This is a genomic window from Cellvibrio sp. PSBB023 (assembly GCF_002007605.1).
Classification (GTDB): domain Bacteria; phylum Pseudomonadota; class Gammaproteobacteria; order Pseudomonadales; family Cellvibrionaceae; genus Cellvibrio.
The window spans coordinates 3,973,786-3,992,848 of record NZ_CP019799.1 but is presented as its reverse complement, the minus strand read 5'-3'; the positions used below and the strand labels follow the sequence as shown (position 1 = coordinate 3,992,848).

The window sequence follows — 19,063 nt, the reverse complement described above, 5'->3', positions numbered from 1 at the left end:
ATTTTTCACAGGTTTTTTACAAAGCGCGATTTATGGCAGTGAATGGCATGCAATTTGCTGAACCCGACTTATCTTTTTGTCCAGATAGTCAGGTTTATGAGCGAGTTGATTTATGTCTGAAAAAAAGGCCATGCGCCTTGAGCTGTTAGCGCTCACCAAGGCTTACCCCGGTTGTATCGCCAACGACAGCGTCAGCCTGCAGGTGGAGCCCGGCGAGATCCACGCACTGCTGGGCGAAAACGGCGCCGGTAAAAGCACCTTGATGAAAATGATTTACGGCGTGGTAAAACCCGATGCCGGACAAATGCTGTGGAACGATAAAGAAGTCAGCATCAGCGGCCCCGCCCACGCGCGCCAACTGGGTATGGGCATGGTGTTCCAACACTTTTCGCTGTTTGAAACCCTGACCGTGACCGAGAACATCGCGCTCTATTTAACGCCCGCCGAATACTGCAACCTGGAGCAGCTGCGCGCACGCATTATCGCCGTGGGCGATGAATATGGTCTGGCGATTAACCCCGACCGACTGGTGCACAGCTTGTCGGTGGGTGAACAGCAGCGGGTGGAAATTATTCGCTGCCTGCTGCAGGACATCCAACTCCTCATCCTCGACGAACCCACTGCCGTACTCACGCCGCCGGAAGTGGCACAACTGATTGAGGTACTGAAAAAACTTGCGCGCAAAGGGTGCAGCATTTTGTTTATCTCGCACAAATTGCACGAAGTGAATGCACTGTGTGACAAAGCCACTATTTTGCGCGGCGGCAAGGTCACCGGCACCTGTATTCCCCGCGATACCAGCCCGAGCCAAATGGCGCGCTTGATGCTGGGCGATGAATTGGAATTGCAGGATTCCATGCCCTCCGGTCACGCGGGCGATTGCCTGCTCGCACTGGACAAGATCGCCGTCAAACCGCGCGATGCCTTTGCCATTCACTTGCAAGACATTCACTTGCGCTTGCACGCTGGCGAGATACTCGGCCTGGCCGGGGTGGCGGGCAACGGGCAGGATGAGTTGGTGGATTTGATTAACGGCGAATTGCGCAGCGACAGCGGCAGCCTGCTGTTCAGCGGCAAGGATATTGGTCGTACCGCCGTTCAACAGCGCCGCGAATTGGGGCTGGCCGTGGTGCCTGCCGACCGGATCGGACGCGGCGCCTTGGGCAATATGAGCCTCACGGAAAATAATCTGCTGACCAGTTACATCACCCAAACCGGTCGCCTCGGCTGGCTGCACTGGCCCAGCATTAAAGCGCGAGCGGCCACCATTATTGAACGCTTCAAAGTGAAAGCCACCGGGCCGGAGGCCAGCGCCAAGAGCCTCTCTGGCGGTAACCTGCAAAAATTTATTATTGGCCGTGAAATTCTGCAAAACCCGAAAGTGCTGGTGTGCTTTCACCCCACCTGGGGCGTGGATGTGGGCGCGGCGAATTTGATTCATCAGGCGCTCATTGCCCTGCGCGACAAGGGCGCGGCGATTTTGGTGATCAGCGAAGATTTGGACGAGCTGTATCTATTGGCCGATCGCCTCGGCGCCCTGTGCGGTGGGCGCCTGTCACCGTTGGCAACTAAAGCGGAGGTGCCGCTGGGGCAACTCGGGCAGTGGATGACCGGCAACTTTGGCAGCCACCTCGCTGACAACACCGCCGTGGAGGTTGCCCATGCGCATTGAGAAACGCCTACAAGACTCCCGCGCGATGATGTACCTGTCGCCCCTGCTCGCCCTGCTGCTCACGCTCGTCTCCGGTGCGCTGTTGTTTGCGCTGCTCGGGCGCCCGCCGCTGGGCAGCCTTTACACCTTTTTTATCGCCCCGATTAGCGATCTGTACGGCCTGTCGGAACTCGCTGTTAAAGTCACTCCACTGCTGCTCTGCGCGATTGGCTTAACCCTGTGCTTCAAAGCCAAAATCTGGAATATCGGCGCCGAGGGCCAGTTTGTGTTTGGCGCGCTGATTGGCGGTGCAGTGAGCTTGCAGCTGGCCGATAGCCAGGGCATTTGGGTGCTGCCAGTGATTATCGCCAGCGGCGCCCTGGCGGGCTTGGTCTGGGCGGGCATTGCCGCGCTCTTGCTCACGCGCTTTAACGCCAATGAAATCCTCACCACCATCATGCTCAACTATATCGCCGTGAACCTCTTGCTCTGGGGCGTACACGGCCCACTCAAAGACCCGGAAGGGCTCAACTTCCCGAATCCGCACTCTTTGCCAGCCACACCCTGCTGCCGGTGTTGTTTGAGGATTACCGCGTAAGCATCGCGATTTTTATCGCCCTGTTTATGTTGGTGGTGATCTGGGTGGTGCTCACCCGCACCCTGCTCGGCTTCCAGCTGCGGGTGATGGGCGAGAACCACAACGCCGCGCGCTTCGCCGGGTTTAACGGCAAAAAGCTCATCTGGCTGCTGCTGTTACTCAGCGGCGCAATGGCCGGTATCGCCGCCATTTCCGAAACCAATGGCCCCGTGGGTCAACTCATTCCCACCCTGTCACTCGGCTACGGTTACGCCGCCATTATTGTGGTGTTTATGGGACGCATGCACCCGCTCGGCATCCTACTTGCCAGTTGTCTGTTAGGGCTTACTTACCTGGGAGGCGAGATGGCGCAAATCGATCAGGGCCTGCCTAAATCCATCACCGGATTATTCCAGGGCATGCTGCTGTTTTATTTGCTGGCCTGCGACCTGCTGATCAGCTATCGCCTGGTGCCCAGCCGCACGCATCCCCATTCCGCCACGCCAGCCGCGCGCTAGCGAGCCCAAGGTCAAGAATACGGATCAAGAACACAAGGTACAGATTTATGGATATCAGCATGATTGAAAACATTCTCTTCGCCATGGTGCGCACCGGTACGCCGCTGCTGCTGGTGGCCTTGGGGGCGATGATGTCGGAGCGCGCCGGGGTATTAAACCTGGGGCAGGAAGGCATGATTTTGGTGGGCGCGGCCTGCGGGTTTATCGCCGCCTACGCCAGCAACAGCCTCGGCATGGGCGTACTGGCGGCAGTCATCGCCGGGGTAGTGGTATCGCTGCTGTTTGCGTTTATCGCGCTCACACTCATTTCCAATCAGGTCGCCACCGGCCTTGCACTCACTATTTTTGGCACCGGCCTGAGTGCGTTTCTGGGTGCGGCCTATGTGGGCCAAACCATCACCGGGTTTAACACGGTCAAGCTTCCGCTGCTGGGCGATATCCCGCTCATTGGCAAAGCCCTGTTCGATCAGGACTTGCTGGTTTACCTCGCCTTTGCGCTTTTTGCCGCCGTGTTTGTGGTGATGCGTTATACGCGGCTGGGATTGATTATTCGCGCCGTGGGCGAAAACCCCGATGTCGCCCACGCCCTGGGTTACAAAGTGATGCGTGTGCGCTACGGCGCGGTGATGTTTGGCGGCGCCATGGCCGGTTTGGCCGGCGCTTATTTATCCCTCGCCTACACACCCATGTGGTCGGAAGGTATCGCCGCCGGACGCGGTTGGATCGCCCTCGCGCTGGTGGTATTTGCCAGTTGGCGCACCGAACGCATTTTGCTTGGTGCCTGGTTGTTTGGCTTCGCCAGTATTTTGCATTTGCTGCTGCAAGGTTATGGCTACGAAATCTCACCCAACCTGCTCGCCATGCTGCCCTATGTGGTCACCATTGTGGTGCTGGTACTCATGATGTATCGCCAACAAAACCAGGGGCTCTTTGCACCGCGCTCGCTGGGGCAACCCTGGCACGCACCGAAATAAACACGCACACCACCAAAATTTTTAGGCAAAAACTCACATTCCATTAACGCGATAAGAGGAACCACCATGACGCTGTTAACCCGCAAAACATTTCTCCGTGTGCTGGGCGCCACGGCGGCACTGCTCACACTCAGCGCCAATGTATTCGCCGCGCCGCTGAAAGTCGGCTTTGTGTATGTAAGCCCCATTGGCGATGCTGGCTGGACTTATCAACACGATGAAGCGCGCAAAATTGTGCAGCAAGAATTTGGCGATAAAATCGAAACCACCTTTGTCGAAAGTGTGGCCGAAGGTGCCGATGCCGAGCGCGTGATTCGTAACATGGCGTCACGCGGTTACGATTTAATTTTCACCACCTCCTTCGGTTACATGAACCCCACCATCAAAGTGGGCAAGATGTTTCCCAAGGTAAAATTTGAACACGCCACCGGTTATAAAACCGCTGCCAATGTGGGCAATTATCAAGCGCGCGATTACGAAGGTCGCTTCCTCGCGGGCATGATTGCCGGTGCCATGAGCAAAAAAAATGTGATCGGTTATGTGGGCGCATTCCCCATTCCCGAGGTGATTCGCGGCATCAACTCCTTTATGCTCGGCGCCCAGGTGATGAACCCGGACATCAAAATGAAAGTGGTGTGGGTCAATACCTGGCACGACCCGGCCAAAGAACGTGAAGCCGCCGAGAGTTTGATTCTGCAAGGTGCCGATGTCATCACCATGCACACCGACTCCGCCGCCACCATTCAAGCGGCGGAAGCCAAAGGCGTGTACTCAGTCGGTTTTAATTCCGACATGAGCGCCTACGGCCCCAAAACCCATTTGACCTCGTCCACGCAACACTGGGAATCGATCTACCGCGCGAAAATCCAGGCGGTATTGGATGGCACCTGGAAACCGGAAGCCATTTGGCACGGCCTGCGCGAAGGTGTTGTTGCCTTATCGCCCATGAACCCGGCAGTGCCAAAAGAGGTTGTGGAGAAAATGGAGGCGTATAAAATGGAAATCGTCGCGGGTACACGCGCTGTTTACCAAGGGCCCATTTACGATCAGGCCGGTGCACTGAAAGTTGCCGAAGGCAAAACCCTGAGCGATGAAGAATTGCACCAACAAAACTGGTACGTAAAAGGGATAGAAGGAAAAATTCCTCAATAACAATCACACAGCGACGGCATGCCGAAGGAATCACTGATTGAATCCGTCATTAACGGATCAATGCCGTCGCTGACGACAAGCGAGAAACAATAACAATGGCCACCAAGACCACCGCGGTAAAAAAAACCATCGCGCCGAAAAACACCTCGGCAACTAGCCCGGCAAGCAGTGGCGTAACCGGTGTTGTCGCAAAAGCCACCGTCGCCAAAAAAAAGGACGACACGCAGGAGTTCAACCCAACGGAAACTCCCACCGGCAAATACAAACCGGGCAAAATTCGCGACCGCAACCTGAACAATATTATTAACGCCGCCGAAGAAGAATTTGTGCAAAACGGTTTTCGCGGCGCGAGTATTCAAAACATCGCCGACCGCGCAGGCATACCCAAAGCCAACGTGCACTATTACTTCAAAAGTAAAACCAATTTATACGTGGCGGTACTGGATAACATTATTAATTTGTGGAACGACCTGCTCGGTGAAATCACCGTGGACGACGATCCCGCTGAAGTGTTGGATCGTTTTATCCGCAAAAAAGTGGAGCTTTCCTATACCAATCCACGGGCATCAAAATTGTATGCCATGGAAATGATTCAGGGCGCGCCGCACTTAAAAGGCTACATCCGCACCGAAATGCGCCAATTTGTCCGGCGCAAAGCGCAGATTATCGAGCAATGGATCGAGCAGGGTCGCATGGACAAAGTTGACCCTATGCATTTGATCTTTTTAATTTGGGCCTCCACCCAACACTACGCGGATTTTGATGTAAAAATCCTTACCGTCATGAATCGCGCAGAATACGAACCGGACATGATCAACGACATTTCCGATTTTTTAAGCCAGATGATTTTAAAAGGCTGCGGCCTGAAACCACCGGTTAAGTAATCAACACCCATGACAATGACTCCATCAAACAGCAACACTATTTGGCTTAAAAACCCGCGCGCCTGCTGGACAGGCAATACACAAGACGCCAGCAATGGGCTGGTGATTCAAGGCAACACCATTATCGAATTGGTCGCCGCAGGTGCTACACCGGCCAGCACCTACGATTACAGTTTTGATGCCTCCGACCATGTCATTCTGCCCGGCCTGATTAATTGCCATCACCACTTTTACCAAACCCTCACCCGCGCACTGCCGGGTGCACTCAACAAAGAATTATTTCCCTGGCTACAAGCGCTCTACCCCGTGTGGGCGAGTTTAAATGACGAGGCCATTTTTGCCTCCACGCAATTAGCACTGAGCGAATTATTGCTCTCGGGTTGCACCACCGCCGCGGATCACCATTACGTTTTCAGCAGCATTATGCCGCACGCGATAGACGCACAGGTCGCCGCTGCAAAAACCATTGGCAATCGCGTCACACTCACACGCGGCTCCATGAGCCTCGGTCAATCCAAAGGGGGATTACCGCCAGATTCCGTAGTGGAAAGCGATGAAAAAATCCTGAGCGAAAGCGAGCGGTTAATTAATAGTTATCACGACACCAGCGAAGATTCCTTTTGCCAAATCGCCCTCGCCCCCTGCTCACCTTTTTCCGTCACGCCGGATTTAATGCGCGCTACCGCCGTGCTCGCGCAACAAAAAAATGTATTGCTGCACACCCATCTCGGTGAAACCGAAGATGAAAATAATTTCTGCCTGAAACAATTTGGTATGCGCCCGGTGGATTATCTGGACGATGTGGGTTGGTTAAACAACCGCGTCTGGCTCGCCCACGGCATTCACTTTAACGATGAAGAAATTGCACGCCTAGGCCACGCCTGCGTCGGCGTCTGCCACTGCCCCAGCTCCAATATGCTACTCGCCTCCGGCATGTGCCACACCCGCGATTTACAACGCGCCGGCGCACCTGTCGGTTTAGGTGTAGATGGCTCCGCATCCAACGACGGCTCCAATATGATCCAGGAAGTCCGCCAAGCTATGCTGCTACAAAAACTGCGCTACGGCTCCGCAAACTTCACACATATCGATGCACTAAAAATCGCGACTTCTGGCAGCGCAAAATTATTACACCGCCCCGAACTCGGCGAACTCGCCGTCGGCAAAAAAGCCGACCTCGCATTATTTTCCCTAAACGAACCCCGCTTCTCCGGCCACGGCGCCCCACTCGCCGCATTAATTCTATGCGGTGCACACAAAGCAGATTACGTGATGGTTGCAGGCGAATGGAAAGTGAAAAACGGTGAGATGGTGGATGTAGATATTAATGATGTTATGGCAAGGCATGGGATTGCGGCGAAGCGTTTACAAAGCATGATCTAACGTAGGTTGGCGGTGAGGAACGAACCCCAACATGGCCATGTTTCCGCCCTAGAAAATTTTCCAATTAACCACCCTAATTTTTTACAGAAAATCTAAAAAAAATCCCACTCACAACAACGTGAGCGGGATTTTTAATTGAAGCTCGCGACTCGAAAAGCAAACTGGCGAAGCACTCAAATTGAATTAGCGGAAGTTGATGATCTAGAAGACAACTAACAGACTTGATAATTTGGTTTTTATCACAACCGCTTGTTTGTTAAGGTTGTGCTGACGATACATGAGGATGATCGCCAATAATTTTGGAGGTGCATATCTCGTTAATAGTGCCCACCGTCCAACAAAGCCCAAGAGCCGCTCCATCCTCCACTGACCCAATACGCCCACTATAACAACCGACAAACTCCATTCGATTTTCACCTAACGCAATATCATCACGGTTAAAGAAATTAGGATCATCAGGATCAATCGATTTATATGGATCAGTCAAATCCCAATTACCTGTATAAGATGCAAAAACCGGCGAACCTGACATTCCCTCTCTTGTTAGGGAATCAATATAAAAAGCCGGCAATTCTTTTCCATTTTTCAACCCTCCGATTTCAGAAACTTCGCCCCCAATTTTTACTGGATAATGTGGTTCAGAGGCTATATATCCAGACTTCCACAAAGGAAGGCCAAAACCGATACTTAGAGATTTAGGAAAACCAATGATGAACGTAGAGTTTCCAGGCTTTACTGGAATTCTCATTGAGCTAATCAAATTTACCGCGTTATGCATAAATTCTGGGCAACTAGTAGGTCTATTCATCGGAATCGCAATAACATCACATTCTGAACCCAAGCGAGGGTGTTGATACCAAATTGGTTGATAGTCTTCATATATATCCACCCTTTGAGCAAGAGGAACAAACTCATTTTCCCCAGAAATGTAAGCTGATATTTTTGCTTTTATATACGTAGGAAATCGTGAGCCTGAAATTGGGTTCTTAGTGAGAAAGTGTTTACCAGAAATATTGTGCCAATTAGTAATAAGGAACCATTCACCATTTAATGAATAGAAAAATGCAGTCCCTGTAGAGATAAGCCCATGATTGTCATACATCAATATTTGAACAGGGCTCTGAGAGTATGTGCTTCGCACTCCGTTTTCTGGCATATTTTTCCTCGTTAGCTTAGCGACTTAACGCCGGTTAAGCGGTGGTATTTAAGAAGTTCTTTTGCCACATAATTCACGAAGCAAATGGAAAAAGGACTATTTAAAAGCCATTCGCTTGATAACTTGTTAGGTGATTACTCTTCAAATTCCGCGTGGTAAACAGGCAAAAATTTTTGAGTAAGCTCTGGTACGGGTACTTGATTTAGATAATTTTTACTACAAAAACAATACCCACATTCTCTCCAAATCAGTTTTTTTCTGATATCAAAATCTCCCTTTGTCGCCTCCTCTAAAGCCTTTCTCGATTCTTTGCGCAAACTAACATCATCTATTCGTACCTTAGGATTATCAAGCGTTATACTTTCCAGATAGTCAAAAAGTATTGCTTGACTAGGCTTTCTGATGGTAAACATTTTTTTCTGGACATCATATCTATCCCAATTTTCAGCCAGCTCCTCCACGCTTCTAAAATAATTATCAGAGGGAATTGAATTACTTTTCCAATAAATAGGGTTGTCTTTTGTTACCCAAACCTCGAACCGTTCATCACGCACCAACTCAAGGCCAAATTGAAACAAAACTGGACCATAATGATTTTGCCTTGAAAAATAACTATGCAAATCTTTTGTATCTAAGAATACATCACCAAAAACATCAAATAGTTTATCAATTTCATCTGAAGTCTGCGGCGTCTGATACAACTCTCTATCCTCAACAGCTTTTCTTGATAGTAATCCGCCCTCCTCAATATAAGTCATTGAAGTAGCAACAGTGTTTGCATGAAAGAGCTTTAATACTTTTTTTCCTTTCAAGAATTCATACAATTTTTTATTATTCAATTTCATTTAGAAACACCTTTCTCACCTAATAAAGCATTCATTGCACAAAGCCGTGACCATTGAAATTATCAATGCAAAACATCAGTTCCATAAAAGTTAAGTATTTTTCAAACTACTTTTTATTGCCTATCAATAAGCGATGCCTAGCTCTGCCAAATTTATCTTTATATTACCTCAGCAGCCACTTCGGGCGCTTCATCTTCATTACAAGCTGTTGCGGTTCGTAAACTCACCAACAACCTACCAACACAAATATCAAATAAATCTATGACCTACAATTACGTGTAATTACAGCACTTCACCCGTCAACTACAGAAACAGATCAATTGAGCAATCACAGTGTTTAATAATAGCCAACTGAATAAAAAGAGCACTCTATATTTCTGCTGTATTCAACATAAAAACCCTGTAACAATAACAACTCTCACCACACACAGGCCTCCCCCCATGACCACCACCCCAAACAAACTTCGCATAGACATAGTGTCCGATGTTGTCTGCCCCTGGTGCATTATCGGCTACCGACAGCTGGAACAAGCTCTAGCGGAAACCGCAACGCCCTATGAGCTTCACTGGCATCCCTTCGAGCTGAACCCGGATATGCCCGCAGAAGGCCAAAATTTGCGTGAACATTTGGCAGAGAAATATGGCTCAACTAAAGAGCAATCGGACGCTAACCGAAACCATATAACGGCGATAGGCGCCGAGCTGGGTTTTGAGTTTCACTTTACCGATGATATGCGCATGCATAATACATTTAATGTACATCAACTACTGCATTGGGCCGATCAACAGGGGCGCAAGCAGGATTTGAAACAAGCGTTTTTTGCAGCGCATTTTACCCATGGACGAAATTTGTCGGACGACAAAGTGCTGACCGATGTAGCCGCCGAAATTGGCTTGGCGCGAGACGAGGCTGTAGCTGTATTGAAAGATCAACGTTTTGCAAATGACGTGCGCGCTGCCGAAAAATTTTGGATCGATGCAGGCATTCGTGGTGTACCGGCAGTCATATTTAACCAACGCCATTTAGTGACCGGTGCGCAAGGCACTGAGAATTACAAACAGATTTTGCAGCAGCTTGCAGAGGAAGCTAATTAAACAGTGAGCGCATTTGACCCACAGGAATGATGCGCATACCATATGCGCATCACTTAAAGGAGGCAATTATGCTTACGCTATACGATCAAAACGCCCCAAAGAAAGCCACAAACCTTAGTGTAAACAGTGACTTACTAAAAAAAGCCAGGGATTTGGACATTAACCTTTCCGCTGCGTTAGAACAGGCACTGACAGACCAGCTAAAGGCAAAGCAAGCGCAGCAATGGCTGGAGCAGAATAAAACGGCTATCGCAGCCTACAATAAATCTGTTGATGACAATGGCGTATTCAGCGATGGACTGCGGAGTTTTTGATGGCGCAATTTACGGTTTACCAAAACAAAAACCCGCAGAGCAATAAAGCATTTCCTCTGCTCCTGGATATTCAAACAAATCTGCTCGATTCGCTACAAACAACAGTTGTAGCCCCTCTCAAAAAACTGGGCAGCAATAAAGACAAGGCGTTAACTCACTTAACGCCCACCATAAATATCGAAGGCACTGATTATTTAATACTGACACCTCAACTGGCAGGCATTCAACGCAAAGAGCTAGGCAAAGCCATTGCTGATGTTGAGTACGCAAGAACTGACATACTCAATGCAGTGGATTTTCTTATTACAGGTATTTAACCAAGCTCTGCATAGACATAGTGTTCGATGTAGCAAGAGACTAAATAAACAATGACCCATAGACTCAATGCCGATTTTTCACAGCGCATCGTAATTCGACCTGAAGATTATCGCTGGGTTGACTCGCCCATGGCTGGTGTTGAGCGCATGATGCTCGACCGGATCGGCGATGAAGTTGCGCGTGCGACATCGATTGTTCGCTATGCGCCTTTTAGTGAATTCTCGGTGCACACGCATTCAGGCGGAGAAGAATTTTTTGTGCTCGATGGTGTTTTTTCTGATGAGAATGGCAGCTACCCAGAAGGCAGTTATGTCAGAAACCCTATAGGGACATCGCACACACCCAAGATTGGCAAAGAAGGCGCGATTATTTTTGTCAAACTGCAACAATTCAACGCAGCCGATACAACACAAACTGTCGTCGACACACAAGCCACCGCATGGCGCCAAGGGTTAGTAGATGGCTTAAGCGTAATGCCCCTGCATGATTTCGAAGGTGAACACGTCGCCTTGGTAAAATGGGCACCGAATACACAGTTCAGCAGCCACCGCCATTGGGGCGGAGAAGAAATTTTCGTATTAGAAGGTACATTTCACGACGAATACGGCCAATACCCCAAAGGCTCATGGATTCGCAGCCCTCACCTAAGCCAGCACCAACCCTTCACCAAAGAGGATGGCGCATTGATTTATGTAAAGACGGGGCATTTGCTTTTATAAGATATCTTTTAGATGAAAAGAACCAAAAAAACTTACAATTGTTGGATAAAAAAGTTATGGCTCTGCGAGTTTCGCGTATATCGATGCACTACAACCATCACCCACATAGGCTAACAAAGTGACCACTACCCCCCTCTACGGTTTCTCCGACACTTCCTTCCAAGCCGCTGGCAGCGTCGATGGTATCCGCAAGCTGGTTGACAATTTTTATCAGGAAATGGATACGCTGCCGGAAGCGGTGGTTATCCGCAAAATGCACAAAACCGATCTCACCGAATCGCGCGATAAACTAACGTTATTTTTGTGCGGCTGGATGGGCGGGCCGGGGCTTTATCATGAGAAATACGGAAGCATTAATATTCCCCGCGATCACGCACACTTACCAATTGGTGAAGCGGAGCGCGATGCGTGGTTGTTATGTATGGAGCGCGCAATTGCCAAACAAAATTATTCACCAGAGTTTTCAACCTATCTCTTAGCCCAACTGCGCATTCCCGCTGAGCGGATATTTGCGACCAGTAGAAAGCCGTCTGTGTAGCCACACATATTTGCGATTAAGAACATATCTACTACGTATAAATCGCCAAGTCAGTTCCCTCACGCTTACACACTGACTTAACCACATCACGCATGGCCAACTTGCGTAAATACGCCCCCAAGTTTTTAAAATCCAAAGGAGGATGAGAAAAATCACTTGCCCAATGGCACAACATAAATAAAAAATAGTCGCACACCGTAATACTATCGCCCACTAAAAAATCCTTACCTTCCAATGCTTTGTCAACTAAGGAAAACATTTCCGTCACGCGTAATTCTTGTGCCAGAGAGATTTCTTTAGTGCTTTCTCCCGCAGTGTGCTTCTGCGGGTAAAAATACACCATCAGTTCGGGCTGAATTGTGGAGTTTAAATAAAATAACCATTGATAAAATGTTGCGCGCAACGGGCTCGTTGCGCCCGGAATCAAGCCAGATTCAGGATGTTTATCACAAAGGTACAAACAGATAGCAGCACTTTCAAAAATAACCAGATCGTGATGTGCCAAGGTAGGAATACGACCGGTAGGATTTAATGCAAGATATTCTGCGGACTTTTGCTGGTTGGTCTTTCTATCCACTAATATCAGCTCAAACTCAACACCCATTTCAGCCAATACCAGATGCGGCGCCCAACTTGCATTTCTCGGATAATAAAATAGTTTATACACAGCTCACTCCTTTGGTTTCATGCTTTAACAATGGTCATAGGTGAGATCAAGTAACCCTTCAATGACAACTATTCCTTTATTGTTTGTTATCCCACAACCCCACATCTTCTAGCAATCTTAATGACAACGCCTTACGGGCATCTTTCAGCGCGGAAAAATTTTTAGCTTCCATATACAGCGCAAATGCTGCGATCGATTTTCCACCGTCGCTTTTAATATAACCCACATACCAACCTTCAAATGCGCCATCAAAATTATTGGGATCGATGGGGCCAGCACCGGTTTTGGCGTAGAGTGAAAGGCCATGTTTGGTTTCTTGTAATGCCGCCGATTCGAAGGCAGCCAAGTGGCGGGCTGTTATGCCGCAGCGATTTTTTAGCAGGCACGCGATAAACTCGACTTGCTCTTGCGGGGAAATTTGCAATTCATTGTTTAGCCAAAATTCATCACTACCAGGCGTAAAAGTCTGGTTACCATAATGGAATGCAGATAGCCATTTTTTATATTCTGCGGGTTTTATACCCGGCACCAATGCTTTGTAATACCACACAGCAGAATGCTTGAATGCACTCACCAAGGTGTGTGATTGTTTCCAAGTCTCTGGCCAGAAACTTTTTGCCGGATATTTCACAGCATCCCATTCGATCCGCTCATCCATGGATTTCACTGCGCCCGTTTCCAGTGCGATTAAGGAGTGCGGAATTTTAAAGCTGGAATAAGGCGCATGGCGCTGGGTTAAGCCCGGCTTATTGATAAAATGACAATGGTTATTGCTAGCACTCCATACCAGAAATGTTATCTGGCTGGCACCTATGTCAGCCGCATAAGGTTCAAGATTAATAGACTCACTGGTTTTACAACTGCCTGCAAAACAAATCGCCGGTACTAATAACAGCAACGCCACTATACATTTATGTTTCACTCGTTATTTCTCCTTTCATTCTGTTGCCATTCAATAACAGCTCGCCATTATTGCGATACCACAAACACAAAGTGACAAGTAGATCACCCCTTGCGCGGCATTAACGCTTATTTAATTAATTTTCTCAACCACTGTCGCGTCAGTCACTTGTGTGAAACTTTAGGCCAACACTAATATTCACCCCGTCGGGTATTCAACACATAAAAACTACTTGCCCGACAGTGCCAATCGACAAGCAATGTTATGCGGTCAATTACCCTCCTTGATACTTATCGATAGCCTTATTGATCACAGGTGCTATCACTCTCGCAACACACTGCATTTATTCTGCATGGAGGAACTGCTTATGCTGCACCATCCCATTAAAGCTTACCGCTGGGCGACAATGCTCGGGCTGGGGTTAATGACCGCTACCCTGAGCACTATTGCTACCGCGGGCTGCAATTACACTGTCTCCAATTCCTGGGGCAGTGGCTTTACCGCGACAATCCGTGTCACTAATGACAGCAACGCAACCATTAATGGTTGGCAAGTGAATTGGGCCTACAGCAAAAACACAGTGCGCAATGTGTGGAATGCACAACTCAGCGGCAATTACACCGCGACCAATATGGGCTGGAATGGCAGTTTACGCCCGGGCCAATCGGCCGAGTTTGGCATTCAGGGTGTCACCAATGGCGGGGCAATTGAAACACCGCGCGTAACTGGTGCCGCATGTGATGCAACATCGCCTGTCAGTTCCAGTATTGCATCCAGCAGGGCGGCGAGTGTGGTAAGTTCATCCGTTGCTGCGGTGACCAACAGCGTGAATATCGCTGGATTGGCGACGGCAACTACATCTTATGTTTCGCCTTGGGAAACACTGCGCGCCGTCAACGACAACAGCAACCCCGCCAACTCGAATGATAAATCCGCCGGTGCTTATGGCAACTGGAATAACCCCAATTCGATTCAATGGGTGCAGTACGATTGGCCACAAGATTACACCTTAAGTTCAACACAAATTTATTGGTTTGATGATAACGGCGGCGTGTTAACACCCACACGCGCTTACCTCGAATATTGGAACGGCAACGCCTGGGTCAATGCGGGCAATGTTCCACTCACAAAAAATGCATTTAATACATTGGCATTAAATAATCTGGTGACGAATCGCGTGCGCGTGTCCATGCTCAATACCACGCAATCTACCGGTATTTTGGAATGGCGCGTTTTGGGCAGCCCTGCGGGAGCGATTGCATCATCCACCAACAGTGCAACATCCAGTGCAAGCTCATTGGCAACAAGCTCCATTCCGCGCAGCAGTTCAAGCGCCGTGCGCAGTAGCAGCTTGGCTAGCTCATCCATAGGCAGCAGCGTCCCTGCCGTGAGCAGTAGTTCCAGCAGTAGCACGCCCAGTGTTGCGCAGTGCAGTGCATACGAATGGCCGAAATACGAACCGGATTTAAATTACGATTTCCGCACCGACTTTGGCCAAGTGGATACCAGTAAATTCAAGGTTTATAACGGCTGCCCTGCAAACACCATCGCTGGGGTAAAAACCAAAGGGCGCTTTGCATTTATTTGGGGACACAACCGCAATCCCGCCATTACTGACGCTGACATTGACCGGGTACTCACCAACCTGAATGAAGATGCGGATTACATCCACAATGTGATGGGTTGGCCGGTGGATAAACTGCAAGCCGAAGGTTATTTCAGCAACATCTACCTTTATGGTTCAGGCCTGTGCACCGACAGCGCCGCTAACACCGAACGCGGTGGTTGGCAAAGCGGTATTAATGGCTATCCGATGGTGTTGTTGTCTTACTACCCGGTGATCACACCAAGCGAACGCGGCGGTATTACCCACGAATTTATTCACACCATTATGGCAACACGCGGCAACAAAGCGGCCTGGTTTAACGAGGGTGGCAACACCTGGTTGCAGATGAATCTGGAAGCCTCGCGCACGGGTAATTACGGTGTGGGCTTTTTGGATGCGACATCATTTCTCGCACCGCACATGCCGATCGAAAATTACAGCGGCTGGCTGCAAGATGGCTCCTTTGGGGGCCCCAATGCAGAAGGTGTGGATCGCCGTGTGAATGGCCAACAAATTTCCACCTGGCGTGAATACCTGGGCGGCAATCAATACAACGCAGCGTTTCCGCACTTCCTCGGTGTGCATGTTTCCAAAGGTGCAAACGCATGGATTTGGGCCAAGGGGCCACATAATCATATTTTGCGCTCACTCTCTGCGGGTGTTGGCGAAGAGCAAGTCCAGCGCATGATTATGGAATTCCGCGCCCGCCAAGCGATGGTGGATTTCGGCCCTTGGTCTAATGCCTTTAAAGTACCCATCAACAATAACTGGGGCAGAACCATTAATGCCGAGCGAATTGCGGGCGGTATTTTGCAAGATCCGGGTGCGCATCGTTTGACCTTCTACTCAGCCACAACACAAGAAGGTACAACGCTGATTCCAAGCACGACGACCTTACCGGGTTGGTCTGGCGCGAACCAGATCCCACTCAAAGTGACAGGCAATAAAGTGCGCGTGAACTTCCAACCTATCGGCCAAAATATGCGTGTACAACTGGCCTATCGCGCAGCAGACGGCACGGCGGTTTACAGTAAACCCGTCACTAACGGCGAAGCCTGTTTGGATCTCACCAAAGCACCGAAAAATGGTGTCGTCGTCGCCGTGGTGAGTAATGTGGACCATCTCTACAACGGCGAAGAAACACGCACCCGTAAACACGATTACCGTTTGCAATTACTCGAAGGCGTCACCGGCACAGCACCGCTGTACGACAAGCATTATCAGTAATCGATAAATTTATTATTTTGTTGTTGATAAAAAAATGGCGCAAGTGAACGCTTGCGCCGTTTTTTTTGCAATACCGTTAAATATTTCGATGTTTAACGGCTAGCCTTGCTGCAATAAAAACACAGAGAAAAATCACAATAAAATGCGGTGCAAACCAAATGAAGTTGGCAGCAGAAAGATTCTCCAATACAGGAGGTGACAGCAGGTAGGTATACAAAGGGATCATGTCAGCAACAACAAACCCAATTGCCACATACAGCCAGTGCAATGAGGTCATTCTTAACAACAGATAGACAGCAATAGCCGACAGGACCCCAATGCCAAGCAATTGAACGACGAGCAAATCCCATAAAAACAACACAGGGAAACGCATTGAGTTTTCTTTTGCCCAATCGGCAATAGAACCCGGCAATACAATTGCCGCTGTATAACCGAGGATAAAATAGGCTGCAACATAAAAAACAATTGCGCCTAACACCGCGCCAGCGAGAACGCTTTTAACTTTTATATTCATGAAGACCTCCATTTCGTTTGCAGTTTAAATTTTTACCTTTCCTTCTTTGATTTCATTTAAGCGCTTTATAAGTTCCGGATCTTTGTTTATTAGCCCATCAATAATTTCACTGCATTTGTGAAGCTGAGTATCACCCAGATAATTACTGAGACTAACAAAACAAAAGACAATACCCAGCGCAAGTGAATATACAGTATTGAGTTCGGGCATAAACTGAAAGTAAGAATTACAGAGTGCCGTTATTGCGACTACAGCATATACATATACGTTTATTTTCAGGCTTCTTTTGAGCGAAGCCACAAACTTAAGCTCTTTATTCGTCACAAAACCCTCCTGTGTTTTCAGCCGCTACTGTGGGTAATAGCGCGGCTCATTCATCTATCCCCTGATTCTCAGTAGACTTAGGCAGTTAGTTACTCCGCTTTCGCCGGTGGCACATAGCCTTCTGCTTCATCCACTTTATCGCCGGATAAAAACTTTTCCATTTGTTCGGTTAAATACACTTTGGTGCCCATGTCCATTACGTTTAAACGTTTTTCGTTGATGAGCAAGGTTTGGTGGGCCATCCATTCTTGCCAGGCTTTTTTGGAGATGTTGTTAAACAAATCCATGCCTTTGGCGCCTGGGTAGGGGGGCATGTCCAGCCCTTCCATGTCTGTTTTGTATTTGCGACAAAAAACCATTCTGGCCATACATTTTCTCACTGTGTTTTTTTGACAGATGACGTGCGTTTTGGGGTTGGCAGAACCGCGTTGTTGCGCGGGTCCAACTGGGCGAGTTTTTCCAGCAGTTTTTTTACCGGTGCCGCCAAGCCTAAGGCATCAGGTTGATGGGGATTGTACCAGTGCGTGGCGGCTTCACCGATAGCACGCGGCGATTTGGCAAGCTGGATTAACACCGGTGTGATATCCAGGTGGTAGTGGCTGAAGGTGTGGCGATAGCTGTTCCAGGTTTCTATCTCAATCACTTTACCGTAGTGATCCTCAGCGTATTGCTTTGCATCGGCCTCTAATGCCAATTCCGGAAAGCTCCACAGGCCGCCCCAAATACCTTGGGCGGGGCGCTGTTGCAGCAGCAAATCCCCGGCGGGGTTGCGCAGCATTAATAGTTGCACGGTTTTTTCCGGCAGGGCTTTTTTCGGTTTTTTGCCGGGATAATCCTGCGGGTTGCCTTGGGCGTAGGCAATGCAGCCGTCGCGCAGCGGGCACTGGTCGCACTTGGGTTTGCTGCGTGTGCAGAGGGTGGCGCCCATGTCCATCATCGCCTGGGTGTAGTGATTGGCGCGCGTTTTCGGCGTGTAGGTTTCGGCAATGTCCCATAACTGGCTCACCACATCGCTCTGCCCCGGCCAGCCTTCCACGGCGTGGTAGCGAGCCAGCACGCGCTTGACGTTGCCATCCAGAATGGCGGCGCGTTTTTGAAAGGCGATACTCACAATCGCACCGGCGGTGGAGCGGCCAATACCGGGCAATTCGGCCAGCGCGTCAACGCTGGCGGGAAATTCCCCGCCGTATTCACTCACTACCCGCTGTGCACATTTGTGCAGGTTGCGCGCACGGGCGTAGTAACCCAAGCCCGTCCATAAATGCAGCACCTGATCAATCGGGGCGGCAGCGAGGGATTGAACCGTGGGGAATTGCGCGGTAAAGCGCTCGAAATAGGGAATCACCGTGGTGACCTGGGTTTGCTGCAACATAATTTCAGACAACCACACGCGGTAGGCGTTGATGTCCTGCTGCCAGGGCAAATGCTTACGGCCGTGCTTATCAAACCAGGCGAGGACGCGACGGGAAAACGCGGTGTTCACAGAAAGCGCTTGACTCATGATTGTGCAATAACTCTGGATAGGTTCTGCTTTGGCGCAGAAAGAGGGCAATTGTAACAAGCGTTTAGGGCGAGGCTCAAAAAATATCGCCGGATTAAATCCTAAAAACGCACCATTATCGTGAAAAATACAGAACAAAAACGAACCACAATATTTCACGATTTAGTCGCGCACTGAAAACGGCGCACCAACAACTCTC

19 protein-coding genes and 1 pseudogene are annotated in these 19,063 nt (G+C 49.3%); 12 read left to right on the top strand and 8 right to left on the bottom strand.

Annotated elements, in window-relative coordinates:
* Positions 1–112 precede the first annotated feature (112 nt).
* From B0D95_RS17140 to B0D95_RS17115, 6 genes and pseudogenes are all read left to right on the top strand, one after another.
* Positions 113–1,672, top strand: a complete 1,560-nt coding sequence (locus B0D95_RS17140; protein ID WP_078045038.1) for an ABC transporter ATP-binding protein — start codon at positions 113–115, stop codon at positions 1,670–1,672.
* Positions 1,662–2,746 (top strand): annotated as a pseudogene (locus B0D95_RS21160) (ABC transporter permease). Before B0D95_RS17140 ends, B0D95_RS21160 begins: the two are co-directional and overlap by 11 nt.
* 47 nt (positions 2,747–2,793) lie before the next feature.
* On the top strand, positions 2,794–3,720 hold the full coding sequence (locus tag B0D95_RS17130; RefSeq protein WP_078045037.1) for an ABC transporter permease: 927 nt from the start codon (positions 2,794–2,796) through the stop codon (positions 3,718–3,720).
* A gap of 66 nt (positions 3,721–3,786) precedes the next feature.
* Positions 3,787–4,872 (top strand): BMP family ABC transporter substrate-binding protein, encoded by a 1,086-nt coding sequence (locus tag B0D95_RS17125; protein WP_078045036.1) that lies wholly within the window; start codon positions 3,787–3,789, stop codon positions 4,870–4,872.
* Between the two features lie 95 nt (positions 4,873–4,967).
* Positions 4,968–5,756, top strand: a complete 789-nt coding sequence (locus tag B0D95_RS17120) for a TetR/AcrR family transcriptional regulator (RefSeq protein WP_246841641.1) — start codon at positions 4,968–4,970, stop codon at positions 5,754–5,756.
* A gap of 9 nt (positions 5,757–5,765) precedes the next feature.
* The gene (locus B0D95_RS17115) at positions 5,766–7,139 is read left to right on the top strand and encodes an 8-oxoguanine deaminase (RefSeq protein WP_246841640.1); all 1,374 of its coding nucleotides are present in this window, start codon (positions 5,766–5,768) and stop codon (positions 7,137–7,139) included.
* A 256-nt stretch (positions 7,140–7,395) separates the two neighbouring features.
* Here B0D95_RS17115 and B0D95_RS17110 read toward each other — a convergent pair whose 3' ends face one another.
* Together B0D95_RS17110 and B0D95_RS17105 are read right to left on the bottom strand one after the other, a co-directional pair.
* Positions 7,396–8,295, bottom strand: a complete 900-nt coding sequence (locus tag B0D95_RS17110) for a hypothetical protein (RefSeq protein WP_078045034.1) — start codon at positions 8,293–8,295, stop codon at positions 7,396–7,398.
* Between the two features lie 134 nt (positions 8,296–8,429).
* The gene (locus B0D95_RS17105) at positions 8,430–9,140 is read right to left on the bottom strand and encodes a hypothetical protein (RefSeq protein WP_078045033.1); all 711 of its coding nucleotides are present in this window, start codon (positions 9,138–9,140) and stop codon (positions 8,430–8,432) included.
* A 441-nt stretch (positions 9,141–9,581) separates the two neighbouring features.
* Here B0D95_RS17105 and B0D95_RS17100 point away from each other — a divergent pair, with 441 nt between their 5' ends.
* From B0D95_RS17100 to B0D95_RS17080, 5 genes are all read left to right on the top strand, one after another.
* The gene (locus tag B0D95_RS17100) at positions 9,582–10,235 is read left to right on the top strand and encodes a DsbA family protein (protein ID WP_078045032.1); all 654 of its coding nucleotides are present in this window, start codon (positions 9,582–9,584) and stop codon (positions 10,233–10,235) included.
* 68 nt (positions 10,236–10,303) lie between these two features.
* Complete coding sequence (locus tag B0D95_RS17095) at positions 10,304–10,549, top strand: type II toxin-antitoxin system CcdA family antitoxin (RefSeq protein WP_078045031.1); 246 nt, start codon at positions 10,304–10,306, stop codon at positions 10,547–10,549.
* A complete protein-coding gene (locus tag B0D95_RS17090) occupies positions 10,549–10,866 on the top strand; it encodes a CcdB family protein (RefSeq protein ID WP_078045030.1) in 318 nt (105 codons plus the stop codon). Before B0D95_RS17095 ends, B0D95_RS17090 begins: the two co-directional genes overlap by 1 nt.
* 51 nt (positions 10,867–10,917) lie before the next feature.
* Entirely contained in the window at positions 10,918–11,586 is a 669-nt protein-coding gene (locus B0D95_RS17085) for a cupin domain-containing protein (protein WP_078045029.1), read from the top strand.
* A 118-nt stretch (positions 11,587–11,704) separates the two neighbouring features.
* Positions 11,705–12,124, top strand: a complete 420-nt coding sequence (locus B0D95_RS17080) for a group II truncated hemoglobin (protein ID WP_078045028.1) — start codon at positions 11,705–11,707, stop codon at positions 12,122–12,124.
* Positions 12,125–12,155: 31 nt separating this feature from the next.
* On the opposite strand, the gene B0D95_RS17075 is transcribed toward B0D95_RS17080, so the two are convergent.
* Both B0D95_RS17075 and B0D95_RS17070 read right to left on the bottom strand, forming a co-directional pair.
* Positions 12,156–12,791 (bottom strand): glutathione S-transferase family protein, encoded by a 636-nt coding sequence (locus tag B0D95_RS17075; protein WP_078045027.1) that lies wholly within the window; start codon positions 12,789–12,791, stop codon positions 12,156–12,158.
* 76 nt (positions 12,792–12,867) lie between these two features.
* Positions 12,868–13,713 carry a penicillin-binding transpeptidase domain-containing protein gene (locus B0D95_RS17070; RefSeq protein WP_078045026.1) on the bottom strand — a complete coding sequence of 282 codons (846 nt, stop codon included), beginning with the start codon at positions 13,711–13,713 and terminating at the stop codon, positions 12,868–12,870.
* 346 nt (positions 13,714–14,059) lie between these two features.
* Between B0D95_RS17070 and B0D95_RS17065 the strand changes: the two genes are divergently transcribed.
* Positions 14,060–16,525: a cellulose-binding domain-containing protein gene (locus B0D95_RS17065; RefSeq protein ID WP_246841639.1), complete on the top strand. Its 2,466-nt coding sequence runs from the start codon at positions 14,060–14,062 to the stop codon at positions 16,523–16,525.
* Between the two features lie 76 nt (positions 16,526–16,601).
* Here B0D95_RS17065 and B0D95_RS17060 read toward each other — a convergent pair whose 3' ends face one another.
* The 4 genes from B0D95_RS17060 to mutY form a co-directional block, all read right to left on the bottom strand.
* Positions 16,602–17,039 carry a hypothetical protein gene (locus tag B0D95_RS17060; RefSeq protein WP_078045024.1) on the bottom strand — a complete coding sequence of 146 codons (438 nt, stop codon included), beginning with the start codon at positions 17,037–17,039 and terminating at the stop codon, positions 16,602–16,604.
* Positions 17,040–17,063: 24 nt separating this feature from the next.
* Positions 17,064–17,363: a hypothetical protein gene (locus B0D95_RS17055; RefSeq protein WP_078045023.1), complete on the bottom strand. Its 300-nt coding sequence runs from the start codon at positions 17,361–17,363 to the stop codon at positions 17,064–17,066.
* Positions 17,364–17,452: 89 nt separating this feature from the next.
* Positions 17,453–17,731, bottom strand: a complete 279-nt coding sequence (locus B0D95_RS17050; RefSeq protein WP_078045022.1) for an oxidative damage protection protein — start codon at positions 17,729–17,731, stop codon at positions 17,453–17,455.
* An 8-nt stretch (positions 17,732–17,739) separates the two neighbouring features.
* Entirely contained in the window at positions 17,740–18,864 is a 1,125-nt protein-coding gene (mutY, locus tag B0D95_RS17045) for an A/G-specific adenine glycosylase (protein ID WP_078045809.1), read from the bottom strand.
* Between the last annotated feature and the right edge of the window lie 199 nt (positions 18,865–19,063).